Source organism: Modestobacter sp. VKM Ac-2982, assembly GCF_026967935.1.
GTDB lineage: Bacteria > Actinomycetota > Actinomycetes > Mycobacteriales > Geodermatophilaceae > Modestobacter.
This window is the reverse complement of sequence record NZ_JAPVBL010000001.1, coordinates 231,366-248,769: the sequence shown is the minus strand read 5'-3', so window position 1 is coordinate 248,769 and position 17,404 is coordinate 231,366. Positions and strand designations below refer to the sequence as shown.

The 17,404-nt window shown below is 72.8% G+C and carries 19 protein-coding genes; 6 read left to right on the top strand and 13 right to left on the bottom strand.

The annotated features are described in order from the left end of the window. Positions 1-3 precede the first annotated feature (3 nt). Positions 4-528, top strand: a complete 525-nt coding sequence (locus O2W20_RS01275; protein ID WP_269169940.1) for a DUF488 domain-containing protein — start codon at positions 4-6, stop codon at positions 526-528. Position 529: 1 nt separating this feature from the next. Here the strand turns inward: O2W20_RS01275 and O2W20_RS01270 are convergent, their stop codons facing one another. After that, positions 530-1,360 carry a GmrSD restriction endonuclease domain-containing protein gene (locus tag O2W20_RS01270; RefSeq protein WP_269169939.1) on the bottom strand — a complete coding sequence of 277 codons (831 nt, stop codon included), beginning with the start codon at positions 1,358-1,360 and terminating at the stop codon, positions 530-532. A 110-nt stretch (positions 1,361-1,470) separates the two neighbouring features. Further along, on the bottom strand, positions 1,471-2,055 hold the full coding sequence (locus tag O2W20_RS01265) for a hypothetical protein (protein ID WP_269169938.1): 585 nt from the start codon (positions 2,053-2,055) through the stop codon (positions 1,471-1,473). A 93-nt stretch (positions 2,056-2,148) separates the two neighbouring features. On the opposite strand from O2W20_RS01265, the gene O2W20_RS01260 reads away from it, so the two are divergent. Further along, the gene (locus O2W20_RS01260; RefSeq protein WP_269169937.1) at positions 2,149-2,304 is read left to right on the top strand and encodes a hypothetical protein; all 156 of its coding nucleotides are present in this window, start codon (positions 2,149-2,151) and stop codon (positions 2,302-2,304) included. A 126-nt stretch (positions 2,305-2,430) separates the two neighbouring features. Here O2W20_RS01260 and O2W20_RS01255 read toward each other — a convergent pair whose 3' ends face one another. From O2W20_RS01255 to rpsF, 8 genes are all read right to left on the bottom strand, one after another. Then, a complete protein-coding gene (locus O2W20_RS01255; protein WP_269169936.1) occupies positions 2,431-3,789 on the bottom strand; it encodes a hypothetical protein in 1,359 nt (452 codons plus the stop codon). Beyond that, positions 3,786-4,460 carry an ABC transporter ATP-binding protein gene (locus tag O2W20_RS01250; RefSeq protein ID WP_269169935.1) on the bottom strand — a complete coding sequence of 225 codons (675 nt, stop codon included), beginning with the start codon at positions 4,458-4,460 and terminating at the stop codon, positions 3,786-3,788. The genes O2W20_RS01255 and O2W20_RS01250 overlap by 4 nt, the downstream gene beginning before the upstream one ends. Further along, complete coding sequence (locus O2W20_RS01245; protein WP_269169934.1) at positions 4,457-5,005, bottom strand: PadR family transcriptional regulator; 549 nt, start codon at positions 5,003-5,005, stop codon at positions 4,457-4,459. The genes O2W20_RS01250 and O2W20_RS01245 overlap by 4 nt, the downstream gene beginning before the upstream one ends. A 98-nt stretch (positions 5,006-5,103) precedes the next feature. Next, complete coding sequence (gene dnaB / locus O2W20_RS01240) at positions 5,104-6,474, bottom strand: replicative DNA helicase (protein WP_269169933.1); 1,371 nt, start codon at positions 6,472-6,474, stop codon at positions 5,104-5,106. Positions 6,475-7,075: 601 nt separating this feature from the next. Further along, complete coding sequence (gene rplI, locus O2W20_RS01235) at positions 7,076-7,522, bottom strand: 50S ribosomal protein L9 (RefSeq protein WP_269169932.1); 447 nt, start codon at positions 7,520-7,522, stop codon at positions 7,076-7,078. An 11-nt stretch (positions 7,523-7,533) separates the two neighbouring features. Beyond that, a complete protein-coding gene (gene rpsR / locus O2W20_RS01230) occupies positions 7,534-7,770 on the bottom strand; it encodes a 30S ribosomal protein S18 (protein ID WP_036333041.1) in 237 nt (78 codons plus the stop codon). Positions 7,771-7,804: 34 nt separating this feature from the next. After that, positions 7,805-8,317 (bottom strand): single-stranded DNA-binding protein, encoded by a 513-nt coding sequence (locus O2W20_RS01225; protein WP_269169931.1) that lies wholly within the window; start codon positions 8,315-8,317, stop codon positions 7,805-7,807. Between the two features lie 2 nt (positions 8,318-8,319). Continuing rightward, positions 8,320-8,607 carry a 30S ribosomal protein S6 gene (rpsF, locus tag O2W20_RS01220; protein ID WP_269157707.1) on the bottom strand — a complete coding sequence of 96 codons (288 nt, stop codon included), beginning with the start codon at positions 8,605-8,607 and terminating at the stop codon, positions 8,320-8,322. Between the two features lie 172 nt (positions 8,608-8,779). On the opposite strand from rpsF, the gene O2W20_RS01215 reads away from it, so the two are divergent. Beyond that, on the top strand, positions 8,780-9,595 hold the full coding sequence (locus tag O2W20_RS01215) for a deoxyribonuclease IV (protein ID WP_269169930.1): 816 nt from the start codon (positions 8,780-8,782) through the stop codon (positions 9,593-9,595). Here the strand turns inward: O2W20_RS01215 and O2W20_RS01210 are convergent. Next, the gene (locus O2W20_RS01210) at positions 9,550-10,986 is read right to left on the bottom strand and encodes a glycosyltransferase family 87 protein (protein ID WP_269169929.1); all 1,437 of its coding nucleotides are present in this window, start codon (positions 10,984-10,986) and stop codon (positions 9,550-9,552) included. The two genes, O2W20_RS01215 and O2W20_RS01210, sit on opposite strands and share 46 nt — an antisense overlap. A gap of 115 nt (positions 10,987-11,101) precedes the next feature. Next, positions 11,102-13,357 carry a transglycosylase domain-containing protein gene (locus O2W20_RS01205; RefSeq protein WP_269169928.1) on the bottom strand — a complete coding sequence of 752 codons (2,256 nt, stop codon included), beginning with the start codon at positions 13,355-13,357 and terminating at the stop codon, positions 11,102-11,104. 586 nt (positions 13,358-13,943) lie between these two features. Here O2W20_RS01205 and O2W20_RS01200 point away from each other — a divergent pair. From O2W20_RS01200 to O2W20_RS01190, 3 genes are all read left to right on the top strand, one after another. Next, positions 13,944-14,543 carry a PadR family transcriptional regulator gene (locus tag O2W20_RS01200; protein WP_269169927.1) on the top strand — a complete coding sequence of 200 codons (600 nt, stop codon included), beginning with the start codon at positions 13,944-13,946 and terminating at the stop codon, positions 14,541-14,543. Positions 14,544-14,623: 80 nt separating this feature from the next. Beyond that, on the top strand, positions 14,624-15,703 hold the full coding sequence (locus O2W20_RS01195) for an inositol-3-phosphate synthase (RefSeq protein WP_269169926.1): 1,080 nt from the start codon (positions 14,624-14,626) through the stop codon (positions 15,701-15,703). A gap of 92 nt (positions 15,704-15,795) precedes the next feature. Continuing rightward, a complete protein-coding gene (locus O2W20_RS01190; RefSeq protein ID WP_269169925.1) occupies positions 15,796-16,560 on the top strand; it encodes a hypothetical protein in 765 nt (254 codons plus the stop codon). A gap of 119 nt (positions 16,561-16,679) precedes the next feature. Here the strand turns inward: O2W20_RS01190 and O2W20_RS01185 are convergent, their stop codons facing one another. Beyond that, a complete protein-coding gene (locus O2W20_RS01185; RefSeq protein WP_269169924.1) occupies positions 16,680-17,351 on the bottom strand; it encodes a YqgE/AlgH family protein in 672 nt (223 codons plus the stop codon). Positions 17,352-17,404: the final 53 nt, after the last annotated feature.

Sequence of the window (17,404 nt, the reverse complement as noted above, 5' to 3'; positions counted from 1 at the left end):
GCGGTGCCCCTGCTGACCGTCGGCCACGGGCCCGAGGACCGGGCGCGCCTGCTGACCCGCTTCGCCGACGCCGGCGTGGCCGAGGTCGTCGACGTCCGGCGGTTCCCCGGCAGCCGGGTGAACCCCGACGTCCGGCGCGAGGCGCTCACCGAGTGGCTCCCGGCCGCGGGGGTCACCTACCGTTGGGAGGAGCGGCTGGGCGGCCGGCGACGACTGCCCGCGGGGGAGCCGGTGGCCGACGGGTGGTGGACGGTGGCCCAGTTCGCCGCGTACGCCGCACACACCCGCACCACCGAGTTCGCCGCTGCCCTGGACGAGGTGCTGGCCGCCGCGGCCGACCGCACGGTGGCGGTGATGTGCAGCGAGAGCGTGTGGTGGCGCTGCCACCGGCGGCTGATCGCCGACGTCGTCGTCCTGGCCCGCGGGCTGCCGGTGCACCACCTGATGCCCGACGGCCGGCGGACCCCACACCGGCCCGCCGAGGGCGCCGTCCTCGGTGCCGACGGAGCGGTGCACTGGCCTGGCTGAGTCACTCGCAGGCGGTGCCGTCCCCGTCGCCGTCCATCGCGTCGGACCATCCCGGGTCACCGCGGTGCAGGGGTGCGGCGCCGGCCGACCGGGCCGCGGCGCAGTTCGCGAAGGGCGCGGTGGCCGGGTCGGCCGGCGGCGCGGAGGACGTCGGGAGCGGCTCGCCCGGGCAGGTGTCGAGCACCCGGGCGATGGCGTCGTGCTCGGCCTGGGTGACCCACAGCCCGTAGCCGGACTTCACCGCGACCTGCCGGGCGACGTACGAGCAGCGGTACCCGCGGTCGGACGGCAGCCAGGTGGCGGCGTCGCCGTCGCCCTTCTGCCGGTTCGCCGAGTAGTCGACGGCCAGGAGGTTGAGCGGGTCGTTGGCGAAGGCGGTGCGCCGGGCCTCGTCCCACGCGAAGGCGCCGGTCTGCCAGCCGTTGCTGAGCGCGACGACGTGGTCGATGTCCACGCTGCTGCCGTCGCCCTTCTCGAAGGCGATGGTCTGGCCGGTGTACGGGTCGACCAGGGTGCCGCTGACCACCACGCAGTCCTGGGTGCCGGGCCGGAACTGCTCCTCGGTGAGGTCGCGGGCCAGCACGTCGTTCCGGGTGTCGCAGCCGTTGCGGTCGACGTCGGCCCAGGTGGCGCCGAACTCGTCACGGTCGTACCCGGTCTTCGCCGCGCGGCCCTTGACCGGGAGGGTGGCCAGGACGTCGGCGGCGGAGGCGGACTGCTGGGCGGCCTCGGAGACCGCGTCGGCTGCCGGGGTGGCCGGGGCATCGGCCGGGGCGCAGGCGGCGGTGCCGAGGACGGCGAGCGCAGCCAGTGTGGTGATGCGGTGTTTCACGTGGAGCCCCCGGGAGTCGGCCGGCCCCGACGGTAGGTTCAACGCCACCCGGATCCGGGGACCTGCCGGGTGCGCCGGGCGACGTGTCGCCGCCCGGCGCGGAGGCGGGATCAGCCCCGGCCACCCCGGCCGTTGCCGTTGCCCTGGCCAGTGCCGGCTGCGTCGCCGGCGCTGGCGACCTCGGCCGGCTGGACGACCTCGACGCTGTCGGCCTCGGGGGCGGGCTCGGTGACGGGCTGCTCCTTGCCCGCCTTGCTGCGCGCTGCCGAGGAGACGGCCCGGCCGTGCTCCCGGCCCGACTCGAAGCTGGAGTGGGCGACGGACGAGACGGCCTCGCCGTGGTTGGCCGGGGCCGGCACCTCGGGCGTCGTGGGCTCCTCGACGGGCACCTCGGTCGGCTCCGGCGTCGGCTCGGCGGTCGGGTCGGTCGGCTCCGTGACCTCCGGCGCGGGAGCCTCGGTCGGCTCGGCGATCGGGTCGGCCGTCGGCGTCGCGACGTCGGTGGGCTCGGCGACGTCGGTCGGCTCCGTGGTGACCACCTCGGTCACCGTCGGCTCGGCGGCGGCGGTGACGACCTGGGTGGTCACGGCAGCGCCCCCGCCGGCCACGACGAGGGCCGTCGTGCCGGCGGCCACCTTCGCGGCCAGTGAGGCGGAGACGGCCTTGGCGAGCAGGCCGGAGAGGAGCGAGAACACAGGTGACCTCCAGGTCGTGGGTGGCGCGTTGCCTGGAGCATCGGCAGCCGGACACCGATGGTTGAGTCGCCTCGGTCTCGTATCCCTGATCGAGTGAACGGGCTGCTGGGCCGGCTCGCCGTCGACATCGGCACCGGGATCGTCGTGCGGGCGAGCACGTTCGTCGACGGAGGACTCGCCGAGGTCACCGAGTGGCGGGAGCTGCGCCTGGATCCGGCGCGCCCCACGTCGCTGTTCGCCCCGCCCTGATCTCGGCGCGGCGCCGGTGGGCCGACGACGCGATGGCCTCCCTGCCCGGGTCTGCGCGATGGCGGCGCGCTCGGGCGTCTGCTGCGAGTTGCCGGGCAGCGATCACGCTCGCGGGTTCCTCGGCGGTCATGCGACGCGGAGGTTGGCCGGGTCGATGGCCTCGCGGGTGCGACCGCTGAGCAGCCGCACGATACCGGCGCTGGCCAGCAGGAGGAGGGCGACGGCGGCGGGGGCGACGACGACCAACGGCCACGCATCGCTTCTGGACGCTGGTTCGCCACCGGCCGTCAGGGCGCCGAAGCCGAGTCCGCCGACGAGCAGGCCGGTGACCAGGGGCGCGATCGTCGCCGCCCTCAGGCGCCGCCGTTGCAGGGCCTGCACCAGGGCCAGGTCGGCACCGACGGCAGCCATGGCGGCCAGTCCCCGGCGGTTGGTGAGCAGGTCGTCGAGAGCGGCCAGGGCGATCGTCGCGAGACCGGCCAGCGCCGCCAGCCCCGCCGCGACGGCAGCCAGGACGATGCCGGTCAGGTGACCGTCCGAGCCGAGGTCGGTCGTCTGGCGCAGGGTGTTCCCCAGCATCACGGTCGCGACGCCCACGGTCAGGCCGACCCCCAGCAGCACTCCCGCCGCGCGTCCCGCAGGTCCGGCGAGGGCGCGCAGCCCGCCGGCCGCCAGGAGGTCCGTCGTCCCGCCTCGGCGGCTCATCCTCCTGGCCTTGGCCCGCGCCCAGGAGGCCCCGCCGGCGAGGGCGACCATCAGCAGCAACGACACGGCGACCGACATGAGGACGACCTGCAGCTGCCGGTCACCCTGACCCAGCTGGGGGAGTACGACCATGCCGGCGAGCGCGACGACCGACAGCGCCAGCCACCACCAGCCGCTGAGCGGACGTCGGTGCCGCCGGGTGGCCGCGCGGGCACCGGCGGCTGCGGCGAGTGCCGCGGAGCCGGCCACCACGCAGGCCCAGGCAGTGAGGTCCGCGGGTGCCAGGGAGGGCAGCAGGCGGCTGGTGGCCGGCTGGACGGGTCCGAGGAGGAACCACAGCAGCAGGTAGACCGGTCCGGCGAGCAGCCCGCCGATCGTGCCGGCGACGGCGGCCTCGACGGCGCCCAGTCGACGCAGGTCGCCGGGCGTGGCGCCGGCGGTGCTGAGCGCGTGGTCGCGGCGCTGGCGGCGGGCACTGCCGGAGGAGACGGCCTGCCAGGCGAGCACCAGCGCGGTGGCGGCGACCAGCAGCACCGCGGTGGCCACCCCGATCCGGGTCTCGGCGCTGGTCACGATGCTGGCGTACCCGGGGTCGTAGGTGACCGAGTAGCGCTCGGTGCTGCCGCGGGGTGGGAGCGCGAAAGCCGGCACCCGGAACAGGGCCACGGTGACCAGGACGAGTCCACCGGCGGCGGCGGTACCGGCCGCGACCAGGGCTGCTCGGGTCCGGGATGCCTGCACGTGCGGGGCCGCCAGCAGCCAGAGGGTGGCCGGCTTCATGACAGGGCCACCTGGTGGGCGACGGTGCCGCGGCGCAGTCGGATCTCCCGGTCGGCGCGCGCGGCGACCGCGTTGTCGTGGCTGACGAGGACCACCGAACCGCCGGCCTGCACCGTGGTGGTCACCAGCAGGTCCAGCAGCGCCCGGCCACTGGTGGCGTCCAGGCTCGCGGTCGGTTCGTCAGCCAGCAGCAGCCGCGGGCCGGCGACCAGTGCACGGGCCCCAGCGGCCAGCTGAGCCTGTCCGCCGGACAGGTCCGCGGGCAACGTGTCCGGTTCGACGTCCAGCCCGACGCGTTCCAGCCAGCCGTCGGCGGCGGCCCGGGCCTCGACCGGCCGGTGACCTCCCAGCAGCAGGGGCAGGGCGACGTTGTCGCGCACCGACAGATCGGGGACCAGCTGCCCGAACTGCAGGACGAGGCCCACCTCGCGGCGCCGGAACCGGGCGCGGGAGGCGTCGTCCGCCCCGGCCAGGTCGGTGCCGGCGACCGTGATGCGACCCGACTGGGCGCGCAGCACTCCGGCGGCGAGCATGAGCAGGGTCGACTTCCCGCATCCGCTGGGCCCGGTGACCGCGACGACCTCACCGGGCTCGACGGTCATCGACACGTCGCTGAGCGCCTGGGTGCGGCCGTAGGCATGGCTGACACCGGACAGTTCCACCGTGCTCATGCGGGCTTCCTCTCGTCGGGACGAACGGTCGGCTGGTCATCCGGGGACGGCAGCAGCTCGGTGGCCAGTTCCAGCCAGCGCAGATCGGCGTCGAGGTGCGCGATGAGGTGCTCACGGACCAGCCGTTCGGCCGGGCCGGCACCGGGTGGCGTTGCCTGCAGCTCACGGATGCGGCGCAGGTGAGCAGCCCGCTGGCGGGCGACGAACCCGCCGACGTCGATGCCGGTGTGCAGGACCGACACGGTCTTGCGGACGATCTCCTCGGCGCCGGCACCGGTCGGGGCAGCAGGCTCGGCCAGCCAAGCGCGCAACCGCGCCGCCCCGTCAGCGGTCAGCGCGTACACCGTCCGCTCGGGGCCCCCGTCCACGCGGGTCTCCACCACCTCGGCCAGTCCGTCGCGCTGCAACCGCGCCAACGTCGCGTACACCTGGCCGTAGGGGAGCGGACGGGTGTCCGGGAACCAGGAGTCGTGCTCCTGCTTGATGTCGTACCCGTGCCGCGGGGCGCCCGCGAGCAGGGCCAGGTGCAGCTCGGTCAACGACATGCCCTGTGTCTACACCATGAGTACACACTTCGTGAATAGAGGCACGGACCGGAGTCGAGAGGTGTCCCCACCTCTCGACTCCGGCTGTGGGACTCGGGTCAGTTCGCCATGTCGACGAAGCGGCTGTAGTGGCCCTGGAAGGCGACGGTGACGTTCGCGGTGGGTCCGTTGCGGTGCTTGACCAGCATGATGTCGGCCTCGCCGGCCCGCGGGGACTCCTTCTCGTACATGTCCTCGCGGTGGATCATCATGACCATGTCGGCGTCCTGCTCGATCGAGCCGGACTCACGGAGGTCCGACAGCATCGGCTTCTTGTCCTGACGCTGCTCCGAGCCACGGTTCAGCTGGCTCATCGCGATCACCGGGAGCTCCAGCTCCTTGGCCAGCAGCTTCAGTGCACGGGAGAACTCCGAGACCTCCTGCTGGCGGCTCTCTACCTTCTTGCCCGAGGTCATCAGCTGCAGGTAGTCGATGACGATGAGCTTGAGGTCGTTGCGCTGCTTGAGCCGCCGCGCCTTCGCCCGGATCTCCATCATCGTCATGTTCGGTGAGTCGTCGATGTAGAGCGGGGCGTCGGCGATCTCGCCCATCCGGCGGGCCAGCTTCGACCAGTCCTCGTCCGACAGCGTGCCGGCGCGCATGTGGTGCAGCGGGACCTTCGCCTCCGCCGACAGCAGACGCATGGTGATCTCGTGCTTGCTCATCTCGAGGGAGAAGATCGCCGCGGGCATGTGGTGCTTCACCGTGGCCGACCGCGCGATGTCCAGCCCCAGCGTGCTCTTGCCGACACCGGGTCGGGCGGCGATGACGACCATCTGGCCGGCCTGCAGGCCGTTGGTGAGCTCGTCGAGGTCGCGGATCCCGGTGGGGACACCGCGGGCCGTGCCACCCCGGGAGGCGATCGCGTCGAGCTCGTCCATCGTCGGCTGCAGGACGTCGGCGAGGCGGGAGTAGTCCTCGCTCATCCGCTTCTCGGTGACGTCGTAGATCTCCTGCTGGGCGCGGTCGACGATGTCGTCGACGTCGCCCTTGCCACCGGCGGCGCCGTAGCCGAGCTGCACGACCCGCGTACCGGCCTCCACCAGCCGCCGCAGCACCGCCTGCTCGGCGACGATCGCCGCGTAGTACCCGGCGTTCGCCGCGGTCGGGGTGGAGGCGATGAGCGTGTGCAGGTAGACCGCACCGCCCATCTTCGACAGCTGGTCGGTGCGGTTGAGCTCCGCGGCGACGGTGATCGCGTCGGCGGGCTCGCCCCGGCCGTACAGGTCGAGGACGACGTCGAAGACGACCTGGTGCGCCGGGCGGTAGAAGTCGGGACCGGCCAGGACCTCCACCACGTCGGCGATCGCGTCCTTGCTCATCAGCATGCCGCCGAGCACCGACTGTTCGGCAGCGACGTCCTGAGGGGGCTGCCGGTCGTACTCCGGAGCCGTGACCCTCGGCCTGCTGATGTCCTCGACGACCGCCACGCTGATGTCCTCCTCGTCCCGCGCCCACCCAGGCCTGGAGGCCTGCGTGCGGCGCGCCCTGCTCTCGCTGCCGTTCGAACTGCTGTTCGCACAACAGCTACCACCGGGCGCCGACAGTTCGCGCCCGGCGGTAGCTGGGGTGACGTTAGGAACCGGGGAGGGGGCGCGTCCAACACCGCTGTGCACGCCGATCTGCACAACTTGTGGACAAGTCGGTGGATGGAGGCGGTCACCGTGTGGAGACCGTGGTGGAACCGCGGACGTCGTGTCCCCGTCACCCCCTCGTCACCTGCACGGGGGCCTGTCCCGGGGTGTGGACGGAAGAAATCCGGCAACTTCCCCCAGAACTCGCGGTTCGGGCGTGTCGGCGGATCCCCGCAGGTCACACGCGTAACGGTCGGCGACCCGGCTCGGTGACCCACGACGCAGACGGTCGCCGAGGACACCCGGCCGGCCGGCGGTGACGTTCACCTGCCGTCCACGGTCGGGTCCGCTCCCGTGTCGACACGGAGGGCGCCGAGCGGGCCCCGGGAACGCCACGAGGGGCGCCGGACCGGAGTCCGACGCCCCTCGTGGGCGGTGCTGTGGAAAGCGGCCTCGATCAGCCGGCGACGACGTCCAGGGTGACCGGGACGGAGACCTCCGGGTGGACCCGCACCGTGACGGTGTGGGTGCCGAGGCTCTTGATGCTGCTGGGCAGCTCGATCCGGCGACGGTCGAGCTCCGGGCCGCCGGCAGCGGTGACTGCAGCGGCGACGTCGGCGGTGGTGATGCGACCGAACAGGCGGCCGCCGTCACCCGAGCGGGCCGGCAGCGTGACGGTCAGCTGCGAGAGCTGACCGGCGACCGTCTGGGCCTCCTCGAGCGAACGCACGTCGCGGGCAGCCCGCGCCCGGCGCAGGCTGTTGACCTGCTTCTCGGCACCACGGGTGGCCAGCATGGCCAGCCCGCGGGGCAGGAGGTAGTTGCGGGCGTACCCGCCCTTGACCTCGACGGTGTCGCCGGAGGAACCGAGACCGGTGACCTCCTGCGTCAGGATCAGCTTCATGGTGCTCATGATCAGCGCGCCGTGGAGGTGTAGGGCAGCAGTGCCATCTCGCGGCTGTTCTTCACGGCCACGGCGACGTCACGCTGGTGCTGGCTGCAGTTGCCGCTGACGCGGCGGGCACGGATCTTGCCGCGGTCGGAGATGAACTTCCGCAGCAGGGTCGTGTCCTTGTAGTCGATGTAGGTCGCCTTGTCCTTGCAGAACTGGCAGACCTTCTTCTTGATCTTGCGGGGGGGAGGCTTGGGCACTGGGTTCTCCAGAGATCAGTACAGAGAGGGGGGATCAGAAAGGCGGTTCGTCGGAGGACGCCGGCGGGGTGGACCAGGGGTCGCTCGCTCCGCCACCGGAGAAGCCACCACCACCACCACCGCCACCGCTGCCACCGCTGTTGCCGCCGCCGCCGCCGAACCCGCCGCCGCCACCCTCGCTGCGCGCAGCGCGGGTGACCTTGGCGGTGGCGTACCGCAGAGAGGGGCCGATCTCGTCGACCTCCAGCTCGATGACGGTGCGCTTCTCGCCTTCCTTCGTGTCGAAGGACCGCTGCTTCAGCCGGCCCGACACGATGACCCGCGAACCGCGGGTGAGCGACTCGGCGACGTTCTCCGCCGCCTGACGCCAGACGTTGCACCGGAGGAACAGCGCCTCGCCGTCCTTCCACTCCTGCGACTGACGGTCGAAGGTGCGGGGGGTCGAGGCCACGGTGAAGTTGGCGACGGCGGCGCCGGACGGGGTGAACCGCAGCTCCGGGTCGGCCGTCAGGTTCCCGATGACGGTGATGACGGTCTCGCCGGCCATGGTCAGTGAGCCTCGGGGCGCATCAGCTTGGTGCGCAGGATGGACTCGTTGAGGTTCAGCTGACGGTCCAGCTCGGCGACGGCGGCCGGCTCGGCCTGGATGTCGACGATCGCGTAGATGCCCTCGGCGTTCTTGTCGATCTCGTAGGCCAGCCGACGGCGGCCCCAGATCTCCGTCTTGACGGTGCCACCGGAGTTGGTGACGACGGTCAGGAAACGATCCAGGCTGGGAGCGATGGTCCGCTCCTCGAGCTCGGGGTCGAGGATGATCATCAGTTCGTAGTTACGCACGGAGAACCCCACCTCCTCTGGTCTCAGCGGCCGCAGGGTGTCTGCAGCAGGAGGGTCGTACATGCGTCGCGCGCCCGGCCCTGCAGGATGCAGGAGAGGACGCGCACCGGCCAGGCTACCAGTGCACTCCACCCACCGTGTCCGCGCGGCGGGTGCGCCTACTCTGCTGCGGGTGGCTGAGCAGCTGATCGGCGTGCACGTCGGACCGGGTCTGACCGAGGAGAACGAGCTGTCCGACGGCGGCCCGCTGGCCCGTGCGGCCGAGCTGGACGCCGACGCGGTGCAGGTGTTCCTCGCCGACCCGCAGGGCTGGAAGGCGCCGAAGCCGAGGCCGGACGCCGAGGCGCTGCTCGGCTCCGACGTCGCCGTCTTCGTGCACGCCCCCTACGTGCTCAACGTCGCCTCGACGAACAACCGGATCCGCATCCCCAGCCGCAAGCTGCTCGGCCAGCACGCCCAGGCGTCGGCCGCCGTCGGCGCCCGCGGCATGGTCGTGCACGGCGGTCACGTGCTGGCGAAGGACGACCCGGCGGCCGGGGTCGACAACTGGCGCAAGACGTTCGCCCGGCAGGCCGACGAGGGCGGCTTCGGCGTCCCGGTGCTGATCGAGAACACCGCGGGCGGGGACAACGCGATGGCCCGCGACCTGGACGCCGTGGCCCGGCTGTGGGAGGCGGTGGGGGAGTTCGGCGCGGGGTTCGTGCTGGACACCTGCCACGCCTGGACGGCGGGCTGGGACCTGGCCCGGGTGGTGGACGACGTCCGGGCGATCACCGGCCGGATCGACCTGGTGCACCTGAACAACAGCCGGGACGCCGCCGGTTCCGGTCGCGACCGGCACGCGCCGCTGACCGCCGGGGAGATCCCGCTGGAGCTGCTGCTCGGCGTGGCCCGCGCCGCCGGCGCCCCCGTCGTCCTGGAGACCCCGGGCGACGCCGCCGGTCACGCCGAGGAGATCACCCTGCTGCGCGAGGCCCTCGCGGGCTGAGCCCGGCCCACGGGCCTGGGGAGCACCCACCGGTCGGGGGCGCCGTCGAGGGGGCCGCCGGCGGGGTCGTCGGTGCCCGGCCAGCTGCGGCGCACCAGGTCCCGGTCCGGCGACCAGACCTCCCGCACGACCAGGGCCATCAGCACGAGGACGGCGACGTCCCGCACGATCACCGCGAGGTAGAACCACTCCACGCCCACGCCGTTGTCGTCGGCACCGAGGTAATAGAGCATGGTCATCACCCAGACCAGCACCTCGGTGGCCTGCCAGAGCAGCAGCGAGCGCCAGCGCGGCCGGGCCAGCACCGCGAGCGGCAGCAGCCACAGCGAGAACTGCGGGCTCCACACCTTGTTGAGCAGCAGGAAGGCTGCGACCAGCAGGAACGCCAGCTGGGGGAGCCGCGGACGCAGCGGAGCGGCCAGGGCCAGCCAGGCGACCGCGGCGGCCGACAGCAGCAGCACCACCGCGACGGTGGCGTTCAGCACCGACGGCGTCTGCCCCTCGGCGAGGGGGCCGTCCAGGATCCGGTCGCCGGTCAGGTCCAGGGCCATCGCCCAGATGCTCTCCGGGTTCGCCGGCCGGACGTCGCTGAAGGTGAAGAACCGCGCCCAGTTCTCCCGCGCGACGAGGGCCACCGGCAGGTTCACCGCCAGCCAGGCCAGCCCGGCGGCCACGGTCGCCGACAGCCAGGCCCGCAGCCGGCCGGCGCGCAGGCACAGCACGAACAGCACGCCCAGGACGATCACCGGGTAGAGCTTCGCCGACACCCCCAGCCCGATCAGCACGCCGGCCAGCACCGGGTGCCGGCGCGCCCACGCCCACATCCCGAGGGTGGTCAGCGCGATCGCCAGCAGGTCCCAGTTGGTGAAGGCGTGCACCAGCAGCACCGGTGACAGCGCCACCATCGCGGCGTCCCAGGGCCGTCGCCCGGCCAGGCCCAGGACGCCGCGGGTGACCAGCAGCGCCAGCGCCGACAGCAACAGACAGGTGACGAGGTAGAAGGTCGCCACCGGCGCGGCGGAGATGCCCCCCGCGAGACCGTCCCAGCCCCGGGCGATCGTCGCGGCGCCCTGGATCATCGCGCCGATGAGCACCGGGTACTCGACGGCGGAGTCCAGGTACGGCACCTGCCCGTCGCCCACCCCGTGGGTGAAGAACAGCGGGATGGGATCGCTGTAGCAGAAGTGGGTGTACTGCTTGCTGCCCGACCAGTCGCCGCCGGCGCAGGGCGCCTGCTTGACCCAGGCCAGGCCGAGCACGACGACGGTGAACAGCAGGCACACCCGCAGCGGCGTCCAGAACCGGGCGCGGCCGGTGACGGCGTGCCGACCCCAGGGGCCGCCCACCGCCTCGCTGGCCTGGGTCGCCACCGGGTCGGTCCAGGTCGGCACGATCCGGTCCGGCTCCGGCGGCGCAGACACCTCGGGCCCGCCCCCCAGCCGGTCGGCTGGAACGGACGGGCCCGCCGGTGTCGCACTCACGCGGTCAGTCTGCCTGCTGCCCCGGTCAGCCGTTCAGCGTTGGGGCGGGCGGTGCCGTCGTCGTCGGTGCCGAGGACGGGGGGACCGGCGGCGTCGACCCGACCGGTTCCTCCACCTCGGGCGACTGACTGGGAACCGGAGCCGAACTGCTGGTCGGCGTCCGGCTCGGCGCCGGGGCCTGGTTGGTGACCGGTGCCGGTTCCGGAGCCTCCCTCGTGGTGGGGGCCGGGGCCTGCGTCGTCGGCTCGGGGATGCCCTTGTCCGGGTCGCCCTTGATCAGCGCCTTGGACGGGAGCGGCTCCTCGGGGGTGCCGGCGAGCACGGTGTCCATGAACTGCTGCCAGATCTCCCCCGGCAACCCGGAGCCGTAGATGATGTTCTGCCGCGAGTTGACGATGGGCTCGATGCCCTTGGTCCCGATCCACACCGCGGTGGAGATCGACGGCGTGTACCCGACCATCCAGGCGTCGGAGTTGTCGGTCCGGTTCGCGCCCTGGGTGCCGGTCTTCGCCGCCACCGGCCGGTCGCCGTCCAGCGGCAGGTCGGAGCTCTCGGCGACGTCGGTCAGGGCGAAGGTGACGTCGTTGGCCACCTCCGCCGACACCGCCTGCGTGGAGGCGGTCGTCCCCGTGCCCAGCACCGTGCCGGCGCTGTCGGCGACCGAGGCGACGAAGTGCGTCGCGTGCTGCACCCCGCCGGCGGCGAAGGTGGCGAAGCCGGCGGCCTGCTGGATCGGCCGGACCGGGTACTCGCCGATGCCGATCGAGCCGCCGGTGACGTCGGTCTCCGGGATGCTGAGCGTCTCGTAGCCGGTCAGCTCTGCGGGCACCGTGGGGTCGTTCTGGTTCGGGTCCCAGGTCGCCGGCAGCCCGGCGACCTTCCGGGCCGTCTCGGCGACCACCTCGGGGCCGACCTCGTAGGCCAGGCCGTAGAACGTGGTGTTCAGCGACCTGGTCATCGCCTCCCTCAGCGTGCAGTTGCCGCACTGCGCGTTGCCGGAGTTGACCACCGGCAGCCCGGGGCGGTCGGGGAACTCCTGCGGAGAGCTGCCGTCGCGGCGGGTGCCGACGCTGTAGCCGTTCTCCAGCGCAGCGGCCAGGGTGTAAGGCTTGAAGGACGAGCCCGGCTGCTTGAGCGCCTGGGCGTAGTCGGTGGTGTCGACCGCCGCGTCCTCGCTGCTGCTCAGGTCGTTGCCGTAGTAGGCCAGCACGCCGCCGGTCTTCGGGTCCACCGCGACCAGCGCCTCCCGGAGGTTCTCCGGCTCGCCGGCCATCACGTCGTTCACCGCGGCGACCGCGGCGTCCTGCTTGGCCTTGTCCACCGTCGTGGTGATGCGCAGACCGGCGGAGTAGATGTCGTCCCGCGTGTAGCTGAACGGCTGCCGCTCCAACTCGGCGAGGACCTGGCGCACGATCAGCCCCTCCGGGCCGGTCGGGATGCCGGAGCTGCTGCCGGTGTTCGGCAGCACCGCCGGGTAGACGGCGGCCTCCCGCGCCGCGGCGTCCAGCCAGCCCTGCTCCACCATCGCGTCCAGCACCGGGCCCCAGCGGTTCTGCGCACCCTCCGGGTTGGTCTCCGGGTCGTTCGCGCTGGGGTTCCGGATGAGCACGGCGAGCACCGCGCCCTGCTCGGGGGTGAGCTCCGCGGCGGAGACCCCGAAGTACGTGTTGGCCGCCGCCTCGATGCCGTAGGCCCCGCGCCCGAAGTAGATGGTGTTCAGGTAGTTCTCGAGGATCTGCTCCTTCGAGTACTCGTTGTCCAGCTTGACCGCGAGGAAGAGCTCTTTGAACTTGCGGCTGAACGTCTGGTCGGAGGTCAGGAAGGCGTTCTTCACGTACTGCTGGGTGATGGTGGAGCCACCCTGGGTGGAGCCGCCGGTCAGGTTGTTCCACGCCGCCCGCACGATGCCGGTGAAGGAGATGCCCGGGTCGGTGTAGAACGCCCGGTTCTCCGCGGCCAGCACGGCGTTCTGGGCTGGTTGGGAGATCTGCCCGAGGGAGACGTTCGTCCGGTTCTCGTTGCCCAGCCGGGCCATCTCGGTGACGCCGTCGGCGTAGTACACGACGGTCGTCTGGTCGGTCTGCACCGACTCCGGCGTGGGCACCTCGGTCGTGGCGTACACCACGCCCACGAAGACGCCCAGCAGCACCAGCATGCTCAGGAACGCCCCGGCGAGCACCTTCAGCCAGCGCCGGCGCTTCGGCTTGGCACCCTTCTTCCCGCCACCACCGGGCGGCCGGCTGCTGCCTCCGGGACGCCGCCCACCCGTCGGGGGCTTCACCGGGGGACGACCACCGCCACTGCCCCCACCGGAACGGGCCGCCGGACGCGCACCACCGTCACGGGACGCCGTCGTCCGGGCCCGGGCAGCGGGCGGGCGGCGCGCACCGGCAGCACCGCTGCCGCCAGAGCCGGCGCGGGCCCGGGCCGGCGGGGGACGGCGGACCGAGCCGGCACCGGGGGTGACGCGGGCGGTCTCGTCGTGGGGAGGCACGCGGTGGGCCCCTTCCTGCAGGTCGTGGGGTGCTCAGCCGCCGGGGTGCAGGCGGTCCTGAGCGTCCAGGGTGACGTCTTCAGCTGTGTGTCGACTGGGAGCGCGTCTGCGCTGCCCGGCGGGACGCCGCCCAGCGGCGGTCCTCGCGTGGTCCGCGTCGCGGCGACCCTGCGCGTCGTCCAGCACCGGCCGACGTCCGGGCACGGCCGCCAATGTACGCACTGACCAGCGGTTCACGACCTCCGCCGGAGATCGACATGGGACGGGTGGGACACCCGTGCACTGGCTGTCCGACTTGCGCGCGGTGCAGCGACCGGATGTATCGTGCCGATACATCGATCCGGTGAACGCCGGCAGACCAGGAGGTGGCGTCGTGCTCGAGTTCGCCATCCTCGGTCTGCTGCAGCAGTCGCCCATGCACGGCTACGAGCTCCGCAAGGAACTGGCCGCCGTCCTCGGTGGGCTCCGTTCGATCTCCTACGGGTCGCTCTACCCCGCGCTCAAGCGACTGCAGGCCGCCGGCCTCATCGCCAGCGACGACCCGACCCCGCGGTCCCTGCTGCCGGCCGACGCCCCGGCGCTCACCGGCCGGCGCGGGAAGGTCGTCTACGCGATCACCGCCGAGGGCAAGGAGCGCTTCGCCGACCTGGTCAGCCAGACCGGGCCCGAGGCCTACGACGACGAGGGCCGGTTCGGCGTCCACCTCGCCTTCTTCCGGCACACCGCCGCCGACGTGCGGCTGCGCATCCTGGAGGGCCGCCGGCGCACCGTCGAGCGCCAGCGCGACCGGCTCATGGACTCGCTGCGCCGCACCCAGGAGAAGCTCGACCGCTACACCCTCGAGCTGCAGCGACACGGCCTGGACTCGGTCGACCGCGAGGTCCGCTGGCTCACCGAGCTCATCGACAGCGAGCGCGACGACGCCGCCCGGGCGGAGCAGACGCCCACCCCGCCGAACGACGGCACCACCTGAGCTGCACCACCTGAACCACTGCACCGCACCCATCGCACACAGTCCGGACCCGGCTCGGGTCCGTCGGAGGGAGTCAGCTCATGGCATCGGTCAAGGTCGCCATCGTCGGCGTCGGCAACTGCGCCGCATCGCTCGTCCAGGGCGTCGAGTACTACCGGGACGCCGACGAGACCGCGTCGGTCCCCGGCCTCATGCACGTCCGGTTCGGCGACTACCACGTCTCCGACATCGAGTTCGTCGCCGCGTTCGACGTCGACGCCAAGAAGGTCGGCCGCGACCTCTCCGAGGCGATCGTCGCCAGCGAGAACAACACCATCAAGATCGCCGACGTGCCGCCCCTGGGCGTCACCGTGCAGCGCGGCACCACCCTCGACGGGCTGGGCAAGTACTACCGCGAGATCGTCGAGGAGTCCGACGAACAGCCGGTCGACATGGCCGCCGCGCTCCGGGAGTCCGGCGCCGACGTCGTCGTCTGCTACCTCCCGGTCGGCTCCCAGCAGGCCGCGGAGCACTACGCCCAGGCCGCGATCGACGCCGGCGTCGCCTTCGTCAACGCGCTGCCGGTCTTCCTGGCCGGCACCAAGGAGTGGGCGGACAAGTTCACCGCCGCCGGGGTGCCGATCGTCGGTGACGACATCAAGAGCCAGGTCGGCGCCACCATCACCCACCGGGTGCTGGCGAAGCTGTTCGAGGACCGCGGCGTGCAGCTGGACCGCACCATGCAGCTCAACGTCGGCGGCAACATGGACTTCAAGAACATGCTCGAGCGCGAGCGCCTGGAGTCCAAGAAGATCTCCAAGACCCAGTCGGTCACCAGCCAGGTCGACCGGGACATGGGCAAGGGCAACGTGCACATCGGCCCGTCGGACCACGTGCCGTGGCTGTCGGACCGCAAGTGGGCCTACGTCCGCCTGGAGGGCCGCGCGTTCGGCGACGTCCCGCTGAACCTGGAGTACAAGCTCGAGGTCTGGGACTCCCCGAACTCGGCCGGCATCATCATCGACGCCGTCCGGGCCGCGAAGATCGCCAAGGACCGCGGCATCGGTGGACCGATCCTGTCCGCGTCGTCGTACTTCATGAAGAGCCCGCCCGTGCAGTACAGCGACAGCGAGGCCCGGGACGCCGTCGAGGCCTTCATCCGCGGGGACGTCGAGCGCTGATCCACGGACCACCGTGCCGGACGGCCCGCGCCCCTCACCGGGTGCGGGCCGTTCTGCGTCCGGGGCCAGCACCGGCTCCTAGTGTTGACGGCATGCCGCTGCGTCGCCCGCCACTGCTCGTGCCCTCCCTGCTGGTGGTGCTGGCCCTGCTCGCCGGGTGCGGGGACGACGAGACCGCCGAGCGGGTCCCGGGCGACCCGGTGAGCTCTGCGGAGGCCGAGGTCCTCGGTCAGGTGCTCTACGCCGACCGCGAGGAGGGCGGCGCCGACTTCGAGGTGACCGCCCCCTACGCCGAGGGCGCCGTCCTGACGCTCACCGGCGAGATCGACTTCACCGAGGGGACGGGCCGGGCCCAGGCCGTGACCAGCTACGCCGACGGGCGCCCCGAGGACACCCGCACCCTCTTCTTCACCGGCGAGGACCTCTGGCAGGGCGACGTCCCGGGGCTGGCCGAGGCCCTCGAGGAGGCCGGCCTCCCACCCGCCACGTACGTGCGCCGGCCGATCGCCACCACGCAGGCCGGCGGCACGGCCTCGCTGCTGGACGTGCTGGTCCAGATGGTGCCCAGGCTCGCGTCCACGACGGCGGACGAGCCGCAGTCCTTCGCCGGTTACACCTGGGCGGGCAGCCGGTCGATCAACGGGGAGCTCGCCTCGGTGTTCCAGAACCCCACCGGGACGACGATCGCCGTGGCCGCCGACAGCGAGCTGCTGGTGCAGTACGCCACCACGCTGCAGGACGTGCCCGTCACCATCACCCTGGCCGACCACGGCGAGCGGGAGATCACGCTCCCGGCCGAGGGCGACACGGTGAGCCTCACGGAGCACCCGGAGATCGCGGCGGCCCTGGGCCTGTGAACGACAGAGCAGGAGGGGGCGGCCTCTTCCCCAGGTCGCCCCCTCCTGCGGGCTCATTCCTACCAGGTCCTGGCCGCCACCGGGAGTCGACACGCGGGCATGTCGGTCAGGCGGCCGCGTCAGTTGGCGGAGGGGTCCGCCGTGGCGGTGGAGAGCACGGCCAGCCGGCCGGACTGGCGGCGCAGCACCGACCGCCACAGCTCGGGCCCGGAGGCGCCGGTCAGCACGTCGGCCGGGATCCCGGTGACGCAGGCCCAGGCGCCCTCGGCGAGCTCGCCGGCCAGCTGCCCGGCCGACCACCCGGCGTAGCCGGCGAACACCCGCAGGCCGCCGATCTCGCCGTCCAGCTCGGCCGGGTCGCTGTCCAGGTCGACCAGGTGGACCGCCCCGGCGACCACCCGGAGACCGCTGTCGGCCGGCAGTGGCTCGCTGCCCCGGCGGGTGGCCAGGCACAGGGCGGTGTCGGCCTCGCAGGGCCCGCCCACGTGGAAGACGCCCGGCTCGACGGCCAGCTCCGACCACCCCGGCAGCACGTCACCGATCCGGACCTCGCTCGGCCGCCCGAGCACGACGCCGATGGTGCCGGTGTCGGAGTGGTCCAGGACGTAGACGACCGCACCGGCGAAGGTCGGGTCGGTCAGCGTCGGCAGCGCGACCAGCAGGCAGCCCGGCCGGACGTCGTCCAGCGAGCCGACCGACAGTGCCGGTACGCCGGTACGCCTGCTCCGCCCCGCAGCCTTGCCGGCTGTGGGGCGACGCTCGGGGTCGGGTGACGAGGGCACCGGGTTCATCGCCTCCAGTGTGCATCAGGGACCGGCCGGAGGGGGGCTGATCCGTCCGCCTC

Bases quoted from the DNA above. Each gene is read 5' to 3' on its own strand.
- O2W20_RS01255 (WP_269169936.1), bottom strand. From the start codon at position 3,789: ATGAAGCCGGCCACCCTCTGGCTGCTGGCGGCCCCGCACGTGCAGGCA.
- O2W20_RS01250 (WP_269169935.1), bottom strand. From the start codon at position 4,460: ATGAGCACGGTGGAACTGTCCGGTGTCAGCCATGCCTACGGCCGCACC.
- O2W20_RS01245 (WP_269169934.1), bottom strand. From the start codon at position 5,005: ATGTCGTTGACCGAGCTGCACCTGGCCCTGCTCGCGGGCGCCCCGCGG.
- rplI (WP_269169932.1), bottom strand. From the start codon at position 7,522: ATGAAGCTGATCCTGACGCAGGAGGTCACCGGTCTCGGTTCCTCCGGC.
- O2W20_RS01225 (WP_269169931.1), bottom strand. From the start codon at position 8,317: ATGGCCGGCGAGACCGTCATCACCGTCATCGGGAACCTGACGGCCGAC.
- O2W20_RS01195 (WP_269169926.1), top strand. From the start codon at position 14,624: ATGGCATCGGTCAAGGTCGCCATCGTCGGCGTCGGCAACTGCGCCGCA.
- O2W20_RS01190 (WP_269169925.1), top strand. From the start codon at position 15,796: ATGCCGCTGCGTCGCCCGCCACTGCTCGTGCCCTCCCTGCTGGTGGTG.
- O2W20_RS01185 (WP_269169924.1), bottom strand. From the start codon at position 17,351: ATGAACCCGGTGCCCTCGTCACCCGACCCCGAGCGTCGCCCCACAGCC.